Source organism: Paracidovorax oryzae ATCC 19882 (assembly GCF_000687165.1).
In the GTDB taxonomy this organism is placed as follows: domain Bacteria; phylum Pseudomonadota; class Gammaproteobacteria; order Burkholderiales; family Burkholderiaceae_C; genus Paracidovorax; species Paracidovorax oryzae.
The window spans coordinates 24,391-42,145 of the sequence record NZ_JMKU01000029.1; the positions used below are offsets into that span (position 1 = coordinate 24,391).

Sequence of the window (17,755 nt, forward strand, 5' to 3'; positions counted from 1 at the left end):
GCAACAACGCGGGCCGCTGCACCAATTTGGCGTGTTTCTTGCTGTAGGCTGGGGATATGAACGAGTCGCTGCGCATCGTGGTGGTCGCCCCGGACCTGTCCACGCCCGGGGAGGAAGACGAGCATGCCCGGGAGCAGGCCGAGCGTTCGCGCGCGCTGCGCATCGGCCTGCTGGAAAACGGTTTCAACCTGGTGGCGACGCTGCCGGCGGACGTGTTCCTGAGCGAGCGCATCGCCCAGCTGCAGCCCGACATGGTGATCGTGGACGCGGAAAGCGCCGCCCGCGACGCGCTCGAGCACGTGGTGATGGCCACGCGCGAGGCGCCCCGCCCCATCGTGCTGTTCACCAACGACGAAGACACCTCCCACGTGCGCGATGCCGTGGCCGCGGGCGTGACCGCCTACATCGTGGCCGGGCTCGCGCCGCAGCGCATCCGCCCCATCCTGGACGTGGCGATGGCACGCTTCCAGCACGAGCAGGCCCTGAAGGCCGAACTGGCCGATGCCCGCGGCGCCCTGCAGGACCGCAAGACCATCGACCGCGCCAAGGGCCTGCTCATGCAGCGCCACGGCCTCACGGAGCAGGCCGCCTACGACAAGCTGCGCAAGCTCGCGATGGACAAGGGACTGAAGCTGGCGGAAGTCTCCCAGCGCATGCTCGATGCCTTCGAGCTGCTGGGCTGAGGCGACGAGAGCAGCGGCATCCCCGGCATGCACAGGCGCGTGGCGCGGCGCGCACGAAGAGGGTGCGCCAGGCGTTCGCACTGCACCATTCAGGCCCTGGCGGCACGGCCACCCCGGCCAGCCGCGTCGCGCCATGGGGAGGCTTCCGGTGACGCGCCACTGACAAATCTGCTGGCGGTCCTGCTGGTGGATCTGCTGGCATAGGCCTTGCATGACCCTCGCCAGCACCCATCGATGGGTCTTCGGGCTTTCCATCCAACGGCGGATGGCGTCCCGACCACCGGACAAAGGCGTCCCCACCCCGCGCGGCCAGCGCCGCGCGGAGGTGTGGACGCCTTTTTTATTTCACTCTTCAAGGAAGCCCCGATGACCGATCTCTCGAAAACCAGCCTCCACCGTCGCACCGTGCTGCAGGCCGCCGCGGTGGGCGCCGCGGGCGTGAGCCCGGCGCTGCGCTCCCTGGTGCATGCCGCGGGCTCCGATGCGCCCGAGAAGAAGGAAGTGAGGATCGGCTTCATCCCGCTCACGGACTGCGCCAGCGTGGTCATGGCCTCGGTGCTGGGCATCGACCAGAAGTACGGCGTGAAGATCATCCCCAGCAAGGAAGCCAGCTGGGCGGGCGTGCGCGACAAGCTGGTGAACGGCGAACTGGATTTCGCCCACGTGCTCTACGGCCTCGTCTATGGCGTGCACCTGGGCGTGGGCGGCCCCAAGAAGGACATGGCCGTGCTCATGACCCTCAACAACAACGGCCAGGCGATCACGCTTTCCAAAAAGCTCGCAGAGAAGGGTGCCGTCAACGGCGCGAGCCTGGCCAAGCTGATGGCCACGGAAAAACGCGAATACACCTTCGCGCAGACCTTCCCCACCGGCACGCACGCGATGTGGCTCTACTACTGGCTGGCCGCCAACGGCATCGACCCGATGAAGGGCGCCAAGGTGATCACCGTGCCGCCGCCGCAGATGGTGGCCAACATGCGCGTGGGCAACATGGACGGCTTCTGCGTGGGCGAGCCCTGGAACCACCGCGCCATCATGGACGGCATCGGCATCACGGCCACCACCACGCAGGCCATCTGGAAGGACCATCCCGAAAAGGTGCTGGGCACCACCTCGGAGTTCGTGCAGAAATACCCCAACACGGCCCGCGCCGTGACGGCCGCCATCCTGGAGGCCGGCCGCTGGATCGACGAAAGCCTGGCCAACAAGAACAAGATGGCCGAGACCATCGCCGGCAAGGCGTATGTGAACACCGGCGTGGACGCGATCAACCAGCGCATCCTGGGCCGCTACCAGGACGGCCTGGGCAAGACCTGGGACGACCCGGACTACATGAAGTTCTACAACGACGGCGCGGTGAACTTCCCGTACCTGTCGGACGGCATGTGGTTCCTCACCCAGCACAAGCGCTGGGGGCTGATCAAGGACCACCCCGACTACCTCGGCGTCGCGAAGTCCATCAACCGCATCGACCTCTACAAGCAGGCCGCCGCGGCCGCCAAGGCCCCGCTGCCGAAGAGCGACATGCGCACCAGCAAGCTGGTGGACGGCATCGTCTGGGACGGCAAGGACCCCGCGAAATACGCGGACGGTTTCAAGATCAAGGCCTGAGCGCCGGCCCCCACCCCGATCACCGCGAAGGAGCCCACCATGGTCAGCGCCGTCTTCCATGCTCCCCCGGAGCCCGCCACCGCAGCCACCGCCGCGCATTCCGCCCCGGCCCCCTCCTCCACCGCAAACACGATGAAGACCGCATCCCCGCCCGCCTCCGCAGCACCCGCCGCTGCCGTCCCGGCACCGCGCGACACCGCCGCCGCCCTGCGCCGCTTCTGGCTCGCGGTGCTGCCGCCCGCCTGCGGCCTGGGCCTGCTGCTCGTGGTGTGGACCATCGTCTCCACCACCACGGGCGGGAGCATTCCCAACCCGGCCGACACCTGGAAGCAGGCCGTGGAGATCTTCAGCGACCCGTTCTACCGCAACGGCCCCAACGACCAGGGCGTGGGCTGGAACGTGCTGGCTTCGCTGGAGCGCGTGGCCGTCGGTTTCGGCCTCGCCGCGGTGGTGGGCATTCCGGCCGGCTTCGTGATCGGGCGCTTCACGTTCCTCTCGCGCATGTTCAACCCGCTCATCAGCCTGCTGCGCCCGGTCTCGCCCCTGGCCTGGCTGCCGATCGGCCTGCTGGTCTTCAAGGGCGCCAACCCCGCGGCCATCTGGACCATCTTCATCTGCTCCATCTGGCCGATGATCATCAACACCGCCGTGGGCGTGCAGCGCGTGCCGCAGGACTACATGAACGTGGCCCGCGTGCTCAACCTCTCCGAATGGAAGATCGCCACCACCATCCTGTTCCCCTCCGTGCTGCCCTACATGCTGACCGGCGTGCGCCTGGCCGTGGGCACGGCCTGGCTGGTGATCGTGGCGGCCGAGATGCTGACCGGCGGCGTGGGCATCGGCTTCTGGGTGTGGGACGAGTGGAACAACCTGAACGTCAAGAACATCCTGATCGCGATCTTCGTGATCGGCATCGTCGGCCTGCTGCTCGAATACGCCCTGGTCAAGCTCGCCACGGCCTTCTCGTTCGAAGAGGTCAAGGCCTGATCCGGTCCGACCCGATCCACCCCACACCGGAGTTCCCCATGCATGCCTCCCTCAACACCAAGTTCATCGAAATCCAGGGCGTGGAGCAGACCTTCAAGACCACCAAGGGCCTGTTCCCCGCGCTGCGCGGCATCGACCTGACGATCGCCAAGGGCGAGTTCGTGTCGCTCATCGGGCACTCGGGCTGCGGCAAATCCACTCTGCTGAACCTGATCGCGGGCCTGACCACGCCCACGGCCGGCGCGCTCATCTGCGCCAACAAGGAAATCAAGGGCCCCGGACCGGACCGCGCCGTGGTCTTCCAGAACCACTCCCTGCTGCCCTGGCTGACCTGCGAAGGCAACGTGTACCTGGCCGTGGAGCGCGTCTTCGGCGCCACCGAATCCAAGGCGCGCCTGAAGGAGCGCACTGCTGCAGCCCTGGCGCTGGTGGGCCTCACCCACGCCGCGCACAAGCGCCCCGGCGAGATCTCCGGCGGCATGAAGCAGCGCGTGGGCATCGCCCGGGCGTTGTCGATGGAGCCCCAGGTGCTGCTGATGGACGAACCTTTCGGCGCCCTGGACGCCCTCACCCGCGCCAAGCTGCAGGACGAGCTGCTGGAGATCGTGGCGCGCACGCAGAGCACCGTGGTGATGGTGACCCACGACGTGGACGAAGCCGTGCTGCTCTCCGACAAGATCGTGATGCTGACCAACGGGCCGGCCGCGACGATCGGCGAAGTGCTGGCGGTGGAGATTCCGCGGCCGAGGAGCCGGGTGCAACTGGCGGAGGATGCGGTGTACCTGCAGTGCCGGAAGGCGGTGATCGATTTTCTGTACACGCGGCAGGGGCATGTGGAGAAGGCGGCTTGAGGAGATGCCCGCCGCGGGGGCACGGCCAACATCGAGCGCGGCCGAATGGAGGCAGTCCGGCCGCTCCACCTCGACCTGGGATGCCCCGGGCCCGTCAAATATATACATCGTATATATTTAAGGGATGCCAACGATCACCGCACATGTTTTCATAGCCGTCAGCCTGGACGGCTACATCGCCCGGAACGATGGAGACATCGACTGGCTGTTGCAGCGCGATGATCCGGAAGAGGACCATGGCTACCTGGAGTTCATTGCCGACAAAGGCGCGATCGTGATGGGTCGCGGCTGTTATGAGAAAGCATCGACCCTGGACCCGTGGCCTTACGACCGACCTGTCGTGGTGCTGTCCAGGCAGTTGGTCGATGCCCCTGTTCCCGAGGCGTTGGAGGGCAAGGTCCGCTTCTCCAGCCGCCACCCAGGGAAGAGATGCAGGAGCTGGCTCGGCAGGGCGTGCGCCGGGTGTACGTCGATGGAGGCCAGGTGGTCCAGTCGTTTCTGCGCGACGGGTTGATTGCCGACATGGTGATCACCACCATCCCCGTGTTGATCGGCTCGGGCAGGCCACTGTTCGGTGCGCTGTCCCGCGACATCGATCTGAAGCTGGAGTCCAGCCGCAGCTTTCCTTCGGGCTTGGTTCAATCCACCTATCAGTTTGCGCCATGACCCGCCCGCGCGGGCGCCCGACGCACGGGAAGGGAATGACGCGAGACGATATCCTCGCCGCCGCCCTGAAGCTGCTGGATGAAAGTGGAGGTCACGGCTTGACGCTTCGCACCCTGGCCGCACGACTGGGCGTCACGCCGATGAGCCTTTATCACCACGTTGGCGACCATGCCGGGTTGCTGCGCGCGCTGTCGGACCGGGTGTACGCGGAAGTCATGGAGGCGGTGGACGAGTTGCCGGACCGTCGGGCAGAAATCCAGGAACTACTCTTTCGCTACTACCGTGCCGTGGGCCGCCATCCGCAGCTCACACTGGCGATCTTCACGACGCCGGAAGCCTTTGCAGGGGTGACCCGCCAGATCACCGACCGGCTGACCACCTTGCTTGCAGGGCTCACGGCCGAGCCCGTCCTGTGGCGTGACATTCTGGTCGACCATGCCCATGGCAGTGGCCTGGCCCTGGCCTCCGTAAGACGTGAGCAGGCTGAGGCACTGCAGACGCAATATCGACAGGCCCTCGATCGCTTGCTGGACCACCTGGCGGAAAAAGGATACGACGACACATCTGCGCGTGCCGCCGTTGCCTAGAGCGTGAATAGAGCTTCCGGGTTTTCAAAACCAACAGGAATATTGACCACCAACAAAATTCCTGGGTGGTATGATGGACCTTGTTCTGGTCTGGCGGCCACTCCACCGTACCGCCACCAGAAAGCTCTGTGCGGAGGCACACCACCTCGCAGAGATATGGCGACTTCCGTCGCACGGCGGATCTGCTGAGCTGCAGATCCCCCGACTGTCCAGAAGCTCACGCGGGCCAGTTTCGACCCGCGTCATTGAATGCTCCAGATCCCAAATACCGCCATTTCCATGGGCAAGTACGTCGTTTCGCCCGCGACACATCCGACCGACTGCGGTCGCTTCCGAGCCTCCTTCGCCGTCCATCGTGCCCAGAGCAGCGGCAGCTACTGCCGGGTGTTCCGTTTCGACAAGACGTTCGCCTCGCGCGAAGCCGCCCGGCTCTTTGCAGTCACGCAGGGCTGGCTGCAAACATGCATGGCGCACCCTCCGGTCTGTTGACCTCAGCTGCCGCAGACGCCCCCTCGCCCTGACGCTCGAGGGATCATCGCGCGGCTCACCAGGCTCGACATTCCACCTGCGGGCTCCTCGCCCGCCCTCCTTCAGAAAGGCTCCTCATGAGCTGCAAAATCTATGTGGGCAACCTGCCCTATTCCGTGACCGATGAAAGCCTGCGCAGCAATTTCGCGGAATTCGGCGGCGTCACTTCGTCCAAGATCATGACGGACCGCGAAACCGGTCGCTCCAAGGGTTTCGGTTTCGTGGAAATGTCCTCGGCCGAAGACGCGCAGTCGGCGATCACCGGCCTGAACGGCCTGTCCGTCGATGGACGCTCCATCGTCGTCAACCTGGCCCGCCCGCGTGAGGCAAACGGCGGCCCGGGTGGCTACAGCCCGGTGGGCTACGCGGTGAACAAGCGCTCCGACGTGGGCTATGGCAATGGCGGCTACGGCGGCGGCCGTTACTGAGCCCTCCCGCTTTTTCGCGGAAGAACCGGCTTCATTGAGCCGGTTTTTTTTCGTGCGGGGCCTTCCACCATCCCGGCCCACAGGCTCAACCAGCGCGGCGCGCAACGATTTCCCAGGCGACCTTGGGCAGCGCATAGCGCTGTATCGTTTTTTCCTGAACACTGACGACATCCCAGCCTTCGCCGCAGAGGGAACGGGCCGCCGCTTCATCGAAAAAGCGCTTCAATTCGCCATGCACGAGGTACTGGCCCTCTCCCACCGGGCGATTACCGACCGCGCCGAAATGAACATCCTGCGTTGAATTCACCCGGCAAAGAAAGATGCCTCCAGGGGCAAGACAACTCCGTATGCGGTGCATCACTTCCTGCGTCTGTTCAACGGAGAAATAGTGCAGCGAGAGGCTTGCGATCACGGCGCTCGCATGGTGGGCAGCCATCGGAAACTCATCGCGGAGGTCCTGACAATACAGGAACTGCGGGGCAATCCTTTTCCCCGCTTCGGCGATCGCAGCCGGTGACCGATCCACGCCGATCACTGAAAACCCTTCGGCAACCAGCATCGCGAGATCTGCTCCATTGCCGCAGCCGAGTTCGATGATCACCCCCTCACCTACACTCTGGCGAAGCAGGGGAAGCCATCGCCGCAGCCACTCGTCGTGCGCCGGCCCCCAACGCCGACCACCAAGAAACGAGGCCAGGCCCAACATGGAGAATTTGAGGGAATCCGCCCACTTGCCCGGGAGCACCGGGTAATTTTTAGCTATCGTGAATCGCCTCAAGTCTCGTCACCCTTCCACGTGAATACCAATTTCGCTCCTGGATGCAACACCATACACCCCGGACATTGCTGTCACAGCCGATTGCCGGCACGGAATCCGATGATCCTGCCTCGGCGCTTCCCCCGGTCCACCGCGCGTCCACCATTTTCCTGCCCACCCTCGCGCAGCTGAAGAGTGCCGATTGGCGCAATCGCAGCCAACCACCCTACGGCAGAGACGGCTGCCGGGCAGCGTGCGAATTGGAAACCAGGCTCGCGCGGATCGAAGGCGCCCAACAGGCGCTCGTGGTGTCTTCCGGACTTGCGGCCTATGCACTGATCTGCATGTCCCTGCTGTCTCCTGGCGACGTCGTCGCGATGCCGGCGAACGGCTATGGAACCGCTCAGCAAATGCTGCGGAACGTGTTTCATCGCTTCGGCATCGGAATTGCGCTGTATGACCCCATGGTGCCGGATACGTGGAGCGACGCCATTCCAGCATCCACCCGCCTGTTGTGCGTCGAGGCACCGGGTTCGGTCACCATGGAAGTTCCGGATCTTCGACGCCTCGCCAGGTTCGCAGGTGAACGGGGATGCATTGCCGCGATCGACAATACGTACAGCGCAGGACTGCACTTGCGCGCGTTTGAACTCGGCTTTCATGTATCCATCCAGGCGCTCACGAAGCTGCAGTCCGGCGGCGCGGATCTGGTGATGGGAAGCGTGGCCAGCGCACGCGAGGACATCTCCCGCAGCCTGTACGAGACGCGCCATTTTCTCGGCATGCACGTCTCGCCGGATGACATCTACCTGGTACTGAGGGGCCTGCCCACGCTGAGCCTTCGGTACGCGGCCAATACGGAAGCGTCCTTGCGCCTCGCGGAGTGGTTTTCGGAGAAGCAGGAAATCGCGGCCGTCATGCATCCGGCTTTCTGCGGCAGCCAGGGACACGATCATTGGAAGCAATATTTCACCAGTTCCACCAGCCTGTTCAGCATTGCCTTCGACGCAGCGGTCGAAGCCGAAAAAATAGAGGCGTTTCTCGAAGCCTTGACGCTCTTTCACTTTGGCTTCTCGTGGGGAGGTCCGACAAGCCTGGTCATGTTCTACGGCAAGGAGAACGCATCCACGCGGCAGTTTGCAGAAAGACATCCCGGGGCTGGCTGCATTGCGCGGTTCTGGCTCGGCCTGGAAGACGGGACCGATCTGGCGGCCGACATATTCAACGCCTGGTCATCGGCCTTCGGCGCGTAGCGGTCCGGCCATCGAGCTGCATCGCCACCGCGCCACGGGCTCAGCCGAGCACACTCAGCACGAGGCCGGCCGTCACGAACAACGTGCAGGCCAGCCGCATGCCGGCCACTTTCTCCTTCAGGAAGATGGCACCGAAGAGGGCTCCGAATACGACGCTTGTCTCGCGCAATGCCGAAACCAGCGCGGGCTGGCTCCGTGACAGCGCGAGGATCACGAGTCCGTGGGCTGCCGACATCACAAAGCCGTTGACCAGGCAGTTGGCACCATTTCTCGCGACATAGGATTGCAGCTTCCTGAAGCCGGCCGCTGCCGCGAACACGAGCATCAATATTCCCTCAAGGACGAACAACCACAGCACGTAGGTGACTGCGTGCCCGCTGACACGCGCCCCCTCGCTGTCCAGCAAGGTGAACACCGCGATGAATGCCGAAGTGCCCAGTGCGAACGCTATGGCCCGGCCTTCATTTCCTCTCGGAAGCCCACGGGCAAACGACAGGCCCATGATGCCTACCCCGATGACGGCGATTCCCACGTATTTCCAGGGCGCCAGCACGGTCCCCAGCAACAGGACCGAGATCGCCGTCACCATCAGCGGCGTGGCACCGCGGGCAATGGGATACACCTGGCTCATGTCTCCGTGCTTGTAGCCTGCGCTGAGACAGATCCGGTAACCGGCATGCAATGGCGCGGAGATCGCCAGCCATTTCCATGCCGCCGGGTCCATGCCGGGGAAAAATGGCAGCATCGCCAGGCAAATGCCGCCGGAGGTAGCCGCCATCACGGTCAGCGAAAGAAACTTGTCCTCATCTTTCTTGACGAAGAGATTCCATGCCGCATGCATCACCGCAGAGAGCATGACGAGGCCTAGTGATACGGTGTCCAAAATGAAGTTCTTCGGAAAGAGCGTTGCGAAATTCCGTCAGATCGGATGATCCTGGGGAAGCACGATGAGTTGAGGTACGTTGATGTGGGGAGGCTGCAGCATGAGCCAGACAATCCTCTCTGCAACGTCATCCGGCTGGAGCGGCCGGGCAATGTTCCGTGCGACTGCCGGCCTGACTGCCGCGTCGCGGTGCAGCTCCGTTTCCACGAGTCCCGGGGCGACGCACGACACCTTGATCCGGCTTCGGGCAAGCTCCATGCGCAGGGCTTCGCAAAGCGCCTCGATGGCATGTTTGGTACCTGCATAGGCCCCCGCGGTCTCCCGCACCTTGTGGCCCATGATGCTGGTGGTATGTATCAGGTGGCCATGCTCCTGGCCGCGGAAGTGCTTCAGCAAGGTGTATGTGAATCGATAGGCTGCCTCGACATTGATGCGCGACATGGCGCAGACCTGCTCGATATCGATCTGCTCGATGGTCCCGGTATGGTTGACGCCCGCATTGTTGACGGCGAAATCGACCCGGCCGAAACAACTTACCGCTCGCTCGACCAATCGCGAGCATGTGTCGCCATCGGTCAGGTCACCGGCGATCCACTCGATGCCGGCGAATCGGGATGCAAGCGATTTCAAACGGCTTTCGCGGCGACCATGCAGAACGAGCTGCATTCCCATGTGTGCCAGCTTGCCCGCCAGCGCCATGCCGATGCCGCTGGACGCCCCTGTGATGATCGCGACCCGGCCGGTCAGGCCCTGGTCTTCAGCGCCAGGAATACACCCGTTGCTCATGGCACCACCTTGCGATACGTGCGCCGGGCCCGGCCAACGCAAGCTGCCCGGAATGCGCTGGAAATGACCTTGTCCAGATCCCCCGCGCTCGCTCCCCACTCGATGTGCCACTGAACGCCCATCGCGAATTCGCGCGCACCGGTCAGGACGATCGCCTCGGTCACGCCGTCCTCGCTGGTAGCTTGAACGGCGACCCCATCCCCCAGGTCCGACACCGCCTGCGAATGAAGGGAGTTGACCTTTTGCTCCAGGCCCATGCGGCCCGACCGCTCGATCAAGCCGCTCAGATAACTTCCCTTGTTGATGCGAATCGGATGGCGCGCCTTGTATCTTTCCTGATAGGGAAGCGATTTGTCGGACCGATGGTCCTCGAAACCTCCAAGCTCGTGGACCTGTTCATGCAATCCTCCGCCACAAGCCACGTTCATCTCCTGCATTCCACGGCAAATTCCCAACATGGGTACTCCCTGCGCGAGACAATGCCGGATCAACCAGTGCGTTGTCTCATCGCGCGCCCTGTCCGGCTGGCCGACAGGTTCGATCTCGATCAGTTCATCGCCCCGGCGCCGAAGACCCACGTTGCTCGGCGAACCCGTGAACAATATGCCGTCCAGGCGATCGGCGAGAAGTGACAGCGCACCGGTCGGCCCGCCCAGCGATGGCGTAGCGGCAATCAGGACCGGTACGGCCTGCAGTTCATTGAGAACGTAGTCCACGTATTTGTGGAACACGGTGTGATGGGGCGTCGGAGGATAGTCGCCAAACGCGATGCCACGCAAACAGCAGGACACGCCCACGAGAGGCCGCTCATCCCTCATGCGAACCACGCCCGCGTGGCGCTGCCGCTGGGCTCGTACACCCTCATGCGGTATTGCATTTCCATGTCTGAGTACTCCTCCGTCTCATGCTGGAAGAAAGCGGCGATACGCTCCTTCGCCAGGGCTCCGGATGGAAACAATGGTTCGGCCTGAAGCAACAGGCGGCTGGCCTCGAAAAGTTCATCGATGAAATCGATGGTGGCGAGTATGTAGGCTTTCGTCTCCCCGGCATCCCGGCCACAGCCCGCCAGCAGCAGATGCAGGTAGCGCTCGTAGAGCCGCGCGTCCACGCCCTCCCTCGCGCCATACCGGACAATCCACTTCCTGTGGTAGTTGGTGTTTCCACACAAATGCGTGTATGCGTGGAACTGGGTGACCATGTTCTCGCGCGCAAGGTCGGCGCAGCGGGCCCATTCGCCCTCATTCCACGCGCCGACGATGTCGAGCAGCACCGAGAAATCGGAGGCTTTCCACCGGTACATCAGGTACTGGAATACCTTGAGACCTATGCGGTCGCGCAGGCCTTCGAGATAGGCCGCGCCGGCCAAGCCATGCGAATTGAAGAGCCGATGCACGAAGGCCATGTCGCGAGCGCTCATGTACTTCGTGAGCAGCACCAGGGACCGGGTGGCGTAATCGAAGGTGCTGCGGACCTGGGACACGAGTGCGTCCATTTCGGCCTTCGAGCGGTATTCGATGTCCACCTTGATGTGCGTGGACGGCACGACGGTGTGTATCAGGAAGACCTCCGCCATCGGCGCCGTCCCCGTCAGGATCGAGCGGTCCGTGCTGAGAGTCCTGTAGTGCATATCCAGTGCGATGTCCCGCTCCCGCCGAAGCTCGTCGGTCACCACGTGGACATCCACGTCGGACATGGCATTGCCGATGCCCTCGATCAAGGATCCGCCGACGAAGGCGGCATCACCGTCACGCAGATAGGCATTGTCCAGAATGAAGTCACTGGACAGATGCACGCTGCCGCCAAGCAGGCTGTAGACCTGCCCGCGTTCCTCATCCTTAGAAGGCATGGATTGATTCATCGAGTGCGTTTTTCAGGACCTCGCCGTGTTCGACCCACCGCGAAGTGACTTCGCCGACCGCGCGGGCATCGATCAGGGGCTTGATGCCGGGCCTGTCGTGCTGGATCAATTCGGACGCGATGGTGAGCACATCCCATGGCTGCGCCTGCCCGCCAGCGACCGCGTCAAGAACCATGTCGAGAGGTATCCTGGCATGGCTTTGCATGGCGTCCGCGAGCACGCGAAACCCGGTCGACCCCTTGCCCAAGGCATCCTCGAGCCGCGCCATGGAACCGACGGGATCGATTTCGTTCTTTCGCGATGCAGCCTCGATGCGCTGCACCTGGGTGCATACGCTGGCGGAAAGATCGACGGCAGGCCTCAACGGAGCGGCGGCGCAGTCGCGCATCAGTGCAACCAGTACCGGACCACCGAGCAGAATCGACAGGTCGCGAACAAGATCCGCCGGCTCGTCGGGCGTGTGGACGAAACCGAGCATCCGGTTGTGCATGCGGAGCAAGGTGCGCAGATGCTGCTCATTGCGCCGATCGGCATGGGCCGACCCTTTCATGCCCCAGAGCCTGACCGACGCGGGAACCACTCCAGGGTCGGCGTCACGCACCAGAACCAGGATGGAATCGCTTTGCGCGTTGACCATGTTGGTCAATCGCACCCGGTCCACCGTCGCTGCATTCCATTGGAAACGCCATATGAGGTGCGCAGCGTTCCGGTCAACGGGTACCCGTGCCACCGCAACAGGGACCAGCCGCTTTTTGTGCAGGAATGACAGCACGGACTGGCTGCAACGCCTGGCAAGGGCCTCGGGCTTGATCAGTACGAATGAATGGCCATAGATGAACTCGCCGACCCGATCGCCCCAGACCCGGCACAGGATTTCCCACGCCTCCTCCGGAACGAAATCGTTCCGATAGGCCTGAATCTTCGCATCCTGCACCGTGAGCAGCGAGAGCAATTCCGCATATTCATTCTGCATCGGCATTTTCTGGTTGCAGTTGTGCAATGCGATTGACACGCTCGAACAATGGATCGTAGTAGAACATCATCGACCGGGGCGACAGCTTCTTGCAGGTCGGCCCCACGTTGCTCAATCGGGTGAGCCTGTGCCTTTCGGCGATTTGTATGGCCTTGAGAACCTCCAGACTGCAATCCAGGTCCTTGTTCACGAGGTGGTATTCATGTTCATCGACATAGCTGAGGTCCTGCAATGCCATCTGCTGCTTGATATAGAGCTCCTCGCCCCGCTCCGTGCCCCGTCTTTCCAGGCGCGAAAGCAGTTCCTCGAATGTCGGGGGAATGACGAATATCCCGACGACCTGTTCCCTGAATTGGCGGCGGAGGTTGATGTACAGCTGCGGCGTGTAGTCGAACACCAGGTCCTTTCCTGCCACGATCGCCTCCTGCAAGGGTTTGATCGGCGTGCCGTAGTACTTCCCTTCCGAAGGATTCACCCATTGCGCAAAGGCCTCTGCCTTGACCATTTCCTGGAATTCCTGTCTCGATACGAATTCGTAGAATCCGGACTCATCGACGGCAGAGGAGGAGCGCGGCGCGCGCGTCGTGACATTGGGCACATAACCCAGGTCGGGAGAATCGCGGAGCCAACGTTTGATCAAGGTGGTTTTTCCCGTGCCACCGGGACCCGAGACCACGAAGAAAGTGCTGGTGGGCTTGTCGTCGAAACTGACCTTGGGCGCAGCCTCCGGCAATAGTGGTTGCTTATGCACTGACCATTTCCTTTTTTTCTCGATTCATCGCAGCCAGCCAATGCCGCACACGCGAGGCCATCTGCGCGGGTTCCAGCCCGAAATGCCTGAGCAGGTCGCTGCTGTCGCCTACCGGCGCGAATACACCCGGCACGCCGAGCGCCAGCATCGGAGTCGGCGTGCGGCTGACGACCACCTCCGCGACGGCACCGAACAGCCCTCCCCCGACCTGGTGCTCCTCGGCGCACACGATGCCCCTCGTATCCCGGCACGCCTGGACAATGGCGGCCGTATCGAGCGGGGCGATGCTGGAGAAATTCAGGACCCGGCACGTGATGCCGCCATCCTCCAGCAGCCGCGCGGCCTGGACCAGGTTGTGCACCATCGAGCCGGTACCCAGCAGGGCGACGTCGCTTCCGTCACGCAGTTGCTCGGCGCTACCAAACTGATACTCGTCCCGGCTGGTGATGTTTCGCCGTCCGCCTCGCGCCAGGCGAACGAATGCCGGCCCCTCATGCGCATGCAGGGCCCTGGCGACGGCCCTCGCTTCGCGAGCGTCGCATGGCGCGGTAAAGCGGACATTCGGGAGCACCCGGATCCATGCGATGTCCTCGATCGCGTGGTGCGTCGCCCCGAGCGAGCCGTAGGTGAAACCGCTGCTGAACCCGCACAGCTTCACGTTGGCCTTCGACATGGCGATGTCCACCTTGATCTGCTCCAGCGCTCTCCCCGAAAGAAAGCATGACGCCGCGCAGACGAACGGGATCATCCCGCCGCTGGCCAGACCTGCCGCCACCCCCACCATGTTCTGCTCGGCAATGCCGACGTCGAAGACCCGATCCGGAAACTCCTCCAGAAAGAACCTGGCATTCGTCGAAGACAGGCAATCGTTGATGACCAGGCACACCCTGGGGTCGTGCCTGGCGAGATTCAACACTTCAGCGGCGAAGGCGTCCTTCGGATCTTCCAATCCCTCATCGACGTTCATCGGCTCAGCTCTTCGAGCGCCTGCGCGGCCTCCGCTGGCGAAGGCAATTTGTGGTGCCATGCTGCATTCCCCTCCATGAAAGAAACACCCCTGCCCTTTCTTGTCATCGCGATCAGGCACCGCGGCCGCGTTGAGCGCTCGCCCCGGGCAAGAGCGTCGAAAATGGCAATGTGGTCATGACCGTCGATTTCCTCGACGTCCCATCCGAAGGCCCGCCATTTGTCTGCCAAGGGCCCCAGCGGATTGACCTGTTCCGTTTCTCGTCCTTGCTGCAGTCCGTTGCGATCCACAATGGCCGTCAGATTGCCGAGGCAGCGTGCGCTCGCAAACATCGCCGCCTCCCAATTGCTGCCTTCCTGCAACTCGCCATCTCCGAGAAGGACAAATGTCCTGTGCCTGCTGCCACTGGCCGATGCAGCGGCAGCCGCCCCCGCAGCGAAAGGCAATCCATGACCGAGGGCACCGGTACAGGTTTCGATGCCGCAAATGGAGGAAGAAGGATGGCCGCCGAGCAATCCCCCCGAACGGCCATAGTCCAGCAGCATGTCTTCGTCCCAAAGCCCCAATTCGATCAATACCGAATAAAGGGCCAAGGCAGCATGTCCCTTGCTGAGGACGAAACGGTCTCGCAACGGGTCGTTGAAAGAACGGGATGCCATGACCGATCCGTAGAGGACCGTCAGAATATCTATGGCGGAGAAATCGGGGCCCAGGTGGCCGAAGTGGCTTTCGGCCGTGACCGTCAGGCACCGGATTCGGGCGCGTTGCGCGATCCTTTTGGAATGATCGACATCCAACCGGGAGCGCTCCTGCGTGCCCCTGCCCACTGCCAGACCGTGTGCCCCATTTCCATGGGTTCTCATGGTATCTCCCCCTCCCTAAGAAATATTCCAACGATCCGCGGTCCTGTCCCGGGATCGATGCAGGAACGTGGCCTGCGTTGTGGCTTCACTGAGAGCCGGTTTTGATGAAAGTATAACGACAGGAAATAAGCAAATTCCAAATTCTTGTATCGCAATGTTTCCACCCGTCCGGGTCACCCCCAGGAATCACATGGCACCCAGTTGCGTCAGGAACCGCCTGGCGGCAGAAATTGCGACAGACAGGCGAAGCTGCCCACCGAAGCTGGGGCAGGGGTTCCCTGGTGGAACCGCATGCGCCACTGCCCTCCCGATCTTTCCCAGATGGACGCGCGCAGGGTCAGCCGCTGCAACATCCCGTCCTCCATCCGATGCGCCGAACGGTAGGTGAGCAGCGCAACCGCCTCGCCCAGCCGCCTCAGCTCAAACCCGCCTGCGACGACGTCGGCATGCGCCGCCTCCAGGGGCAACTGCGCCAGCACGTCGGCCTTGGTGTAGGCCACGCCGGATCGCCCGATCTCCCCGAAATCCCCGTGCAGCAGTGCGTCGAGACGCGCGGCATCCCTGCGGGTCGCCGGCCGTTGCAGTTCTGTTTCGAGGGCTTGCAGATGCGCGAGCAGCGCGGTGTCATCGCCATGCATGCGGCGAGCCTACATCCAACGCGCTGACCCGCCATGCCTTGCTATTGGCGTTCGGCACCATGCGCAATGGCAGGATCACGACAGACATTGGCAGATCCACGCGAACCTGCCATGGACAGACGGCGTACGCTCACCGCTTCTTGCCTCTATCGCCGCTCCTGCACTCTTCGCCAAGGAGGGCAGCGGCTGCCGGCCTCCAGAGCCTTTCCCCACCCTACGATGACCGCCACGACCGCAGACCCCGCGCAACCCGCGCCTCTCGCCCCGCCCACCTTTGCGGCCCCTGCCACCCCAGCCACGCAGGACACCACGCCCCAGGGCTTCCTGCTCCCCATCGTCGGCGGCGCGGCCTTCGCGCACCTGCTCAACGACATGATCCAGGCGATGCTGCCCTCGATCTTCCCGATGCTGAAGGCGAATTTCTCGCTGAGCTTCGGGCAGATCGGGATCATCGCGCTGGTCTACCAGGTGACGGCGTCGCTGCTGCAGCCCTGGATCGGGTTCTACACCGACAAGCATCCCAAGCCCTACCTGCTGCCGGCGGGCATGTGCATGACGCTGCTGGGCATCGCGCTGCTGGCCGTGGCGCACAGCTATCCGATGCTGCTGGTCGCCGCCGCGGTGGTGGGCGTGGGTTCGGCCACGTTCCACCCTGAGGCGTCGCGGATCGCGCGGCTGGCCTCGGGCGGGCGCTTCGGCACGGCGCAGTCCACGTTCCAGGTGGGCGGCAACACGGGCACGGCGATCGGGCCGCTGCTGACGGCGGCGATCGTGATTCCGCACGGGCAGCCGGCGGTCGCGTGGTTCATGGTGGCGGCGTTGCTGGCGATCTTCGTGCTGTACCGCCTCACGGTGTGGGTGCGGCACCATGGGGCGGCGAAGGCCCGGGGGCTGGCGCGGGGCGGCAGCGAGGGCCTGGACCGGGCCGGCGTGGTGCGGGCCGTGGCCGTGATCTGCGTGCTGATGTTCGCGAAGTTCGTCTATATCGCTTCGTTCACCAACTACTTCACGTTCTACCTGATCGAGCGCTTCCACGTGGGCGTGCAGACCAGCCAGCTGTTCCTTTTCCTGTTCCTCGCGGCGGTGGCGGCGGGCACGTTCGCAGGCGGGCCGGTGGGCGACCGCATCGGCCGCAAGGCGGTGATCTGGATCTCGTTCCTGGGCGTGGCGCCGTTCGCGCTGGCGCTGCCGCATGTGGGCCTCGCGTGGACGGCAGTGCTCGCCGTCGTGATCGGGCTGGTGATGTCTTCCGCCTTCGCCGCGCTCGTGGTGTATGCGCAGGAGGCGGTGCCGGGCCGCGTGGGGCTGGTGTCGGGCCTGATGTTCGGGTTGATGTTCGGCATCGGCGGGATCGGCGCCGCGGGGCTGGGTGACCTGGCGGACATCCACGGCATCGTGTGGGTGTACGGCGTGACGTCGTTCCTGCCACTGCTGGGGCTGGCGACGGCCCTGCTGCCCGATACGCGCAAGAAGGCCCGGACCTGACCTGGCACGGGCCGGCGCCATGGACGCCGGCCCGGCGCCCGGGTGCCCTCGTCCTACGCGACGACGGGCCGCGCCGCTGGCGCGGATGCCGGGCGGGCGGTGCTAGCTTCGAGCTTCGGTGGCTGCCGCCCCGGTGTCGGCGCCCGGGCCGGCCGCGCTGATGAGCCATCGCGGCGCAGGCCGGGCGGGTGGCAGCGGCC

The 17,755-nt window shown here is 63.8% G+C and carries 19 protein-coding genes and 1 pseudogene; 10 read left to right on the forward strand and 10 right to left on the reverse strand.

Features of this window, described 5'->3' with window-relative positions; all coding sequences use genetic code 11:
- Window positions 1-56 precede the first annotated feature (56 nt).
- From T336_RS0119060 to rbp, 8 genes and pseudogenes are all read left to right on the forward strand, one after another.
- On the forward strand, window positions 57-683 hold the full coding sequence (locus tag T336_RS0119060; protein ID WP_019701849.1) for an ANTAR domain-containing response regulator: 627 nt from the start codon (window positions 57-59) through the stop codon (window positions 681-683).
- A 366-nt stretch (window positions 684-1,049) separates the two neighbouring features.
- A complete protein-coding gene (locus T336_RS0119065) occupies window positions 1,050-2,294 on the forward strand; it encodes a CmpA/NrtA family ABC transporter substrate-binding protein (RefSeq protein WP_026433746.1) in 1,245 nt (414 codons plus the stop codon).
- A gap of 39 nt (window positions 2,295-2,333) precedes the next feature.
- A complete protein-coding gene (gene ntrB / locus T336_RS0119070; RefSeq protein ID WP_026433747.1) occupies window positions 2,334-3,281 on the forward strand; it encodes a nitrate ABC transporter permease in 948 nt (315 codons plus the stop codon).
- Between the two features lie 38 nt (window positions 3,282-3,319).
- On the forward strand, window positions 3,320-4,132 hold the full coding sequence (locus T336_RS0119075; protein ID WP_026433748.1) for an ABC transporter ATP-binding protein: 813 nt from the start codon (window positions 3,320-3,322) through the stop codon (window positions 4,130-4,132).
- A 124-nt stretch (window positions 4,133-4,256) separates the two neighbouring features.
- Window positions 4,257-4,798: pseudogene (locus T336_RS25390) on the forward strand (dihydrofolate reductase family protein).
- A 35-nt stretch (window positions 4,799-4,833) separates the two neighbouring features.
- Complete coding sequence (locus tag T336_RS0119085; RefSeq protein ID WP_244883993.1) at window positions 4,834-5,385, forward strand: TetR/AcrR family transcriptional regulator; 552 nt, start codon at window positions 4,834-4,836, stop codon at window positions 5,383-5,385.
- Window positions 5,386-5,664: 279 nt separating this feature from the next.
- On the forward strand, window positions 5,665-5,874 hold the full coding sequence (locus tag T336_RS0119090) for a hypothetical protein (protein ID WP_035208028.1): 210 nt from the start codon (window positions 5,665-5,667) through the stop codon (window positions 5,872-5,874).
- 116 nt (window positions 5,875-5,990) lie between these two features.
- Window positions 5,991-6,341 (forward strand): RNA-binding regulator, encoded by a 351-nt coding sequence (rbp, locus tag T336_RS0119095; protein WP_019701856.1) that lies wholly within the window; start codon window positions 5,991-5,993, stop codon window positions 6,339-6,341.
- A gap of 85 nt (window positions 6,342-6,426) precedes the next feature.
- On the opposite strand, the gene T336_RS25395 is transcribed toward rbp, so the two are convergent.
- The gene (locus T336_RS25395) at window positions 6,427-7,047 is read right to left on the reverse strand and encodes a class I SAM-dependent DNA methyltransferase (protein WP_156957902.1); all 621 of its coding nucleotides are present in this window, start codon (window positions 7,045-7,047) and stop codon (window positions 6,427-6,429) included.
- A gap of 113 nt (window positions 7,048-7,160) precedes the next feature.
- On the opposite strand from T336_RS25395, the gene T336_RS0119105 reads away from it, so the two are divergent.
- Window positions 7,161-8,351 carry a PLP-dependent transferase gene (locus tag T336_RS0119105; protein ID WP_026433751.1) on the forward strand — a complete coding sequence of 397 codons (1,191 nt, stop codon included), beginning with the start codon at window positions 7,161-7,163 and terminating at the stop codon, window positions 8,349-8,351.
- Between the two features lie 40 nt (window positions 8,352-8,391).
- Here T336_RS0119105 and T336_RS0119110 read toward each other — a convergent pair whose 3' ends face one another.
- The 9 genes from T336_RS0119110 to T336_RS25400 all read right to left on the reverse strand — a co-directional run bounded on the left by T336_RS0119110 (window position 8,392) and on the right by T336_RS25400 (window position 16,070).
- Complete coding sequence (locus T336_RS0119110) at window positions 8,392-9,207, reverse strand: EamA family transporter (RefSeq protein ID WP_019701859.1); 816 nt, start codon at window positions 9,205-9,207, stop codon at window positions 8,392-8,394.
- Between the two features lie 63 nt (window positions 9,208-9,270).
- Entirely contained in the window at window positions 9,271-10,020 is a 750-nt protein-coding gene (locus tag T336_RS0119115) for an SDR family oxidoreductase (protein WP_019701860.1), read from the reverse strand.
- Window positions 10,017-10,838, reverse strand: a complete 822-nt coding sequence (locus T336_RS0119120) for a gamma-glutamyl-gamma-aminobutyrate hydrolase family protein (protein ID WP_035208021.1) — start codon at window positions 10,836-10,838, stop codon at window positions 10,017-10,019. Before T336_RS0119120 ends, T336_RS0119115 begins: the two co-directional genes overlap by 4 nt.
- On the reverse strand, window positions 10,835-11,866 hold the full coding sequence (locus T336_RS0119125) for a hypothetical protein (protein WP_026433753.1): 1,032 nt from the start codon (window positions 11,864-11,866) through the stop codon (window positions 10,835-10,837). Before T336_RS0119125 ends, T336_RS0119120 begins: the two co-directional genes overlap by 4 nt.
- The gene (locus T336_RS0119130) at window positions 11,856-12,851 is read right to left on the reverse strand and encodes a nucleoside-diphosphate kinase (RefSeq protein WP_026433754.1); all 996 of its coding nucleotides are present in this window, start codon (window positions 12,849-12,851) and stop codon (window positions 11,856-11,858) included. Before T336_RS0119130 ends, T336_RS0119125 begins: the two co-directional genes overlap by 11 nt.
- On the reverse strand, window positions 12,841-13,602 hold the full coding sequence (locus tag T336_RS0119135) for a guanylate kinase (RefSeq protein WP_234384306.1): 762 nt from the start codon (window positions 13,600-13,602) through the stop codon (window positions 12,841-12,843). The genes T336_RS0119130 and T336_RS0119135 overlap by 11 nt, the downstream gene beginning before the upstream one ends.
- A complete protein-coding gene (locus T336_RS0119140) occupies window positions 13,595-14,569 on the reverse strand; it encodes a transketolase family protein (RefSeq protein WP_026433756.1) in 975 nt (324 codons plus the stop codon). Before T336_RS0119140 ends, T336_RS0119135 begins: the two co-directional genes overlap by 8 nt.
- Window positions 14,566-15,366: a transketolase gene (locus tag T336_RS26275; protein ID WP_026433757.1), complete on the reverse strand. Its 801-nt coding sequence runs from the start codon at window positions 15,364-15,366 to the stop codon at window positions 14,566-14,568. The genes T336_RS0119140 and T336_RS26275 overlap by 4 nt, the downstream gene beginning before the upstream one ends.
- Before the next feature lie 272 nt (window positions 15,367-15,638).
- On the reverse strand, window positions 15,639-16,070 hold the full coding sequence (locus tag T336_RS25400; protein WP_051647332.1) for a nuclear transport factor 2 family protein: 432 nt from the start codon (window positions 16,068-16,070) through the stop codon (window positions 15,639-15,641).
- A 219-nt stretch (window positions 16,071-16,289) separates the two neighbouring features.
- On the opposite strand from T336_RS25400, the gene T336_RS0119155 reads away from it, so the two are divergent.
- Complete coding sequence (locus T336_RS0119155; RefSeq protein ID WP_026433758.1) at window positions 16,290-17,555, forward strand: MFS transporter; 1,266 nt, start codon at window positions 16,290-16,292, stop codon at window positions 17,553-17,555.
- The last annotated feature ends 200 nt before the right edge of the window (window positions 17,556-17,755 follow it).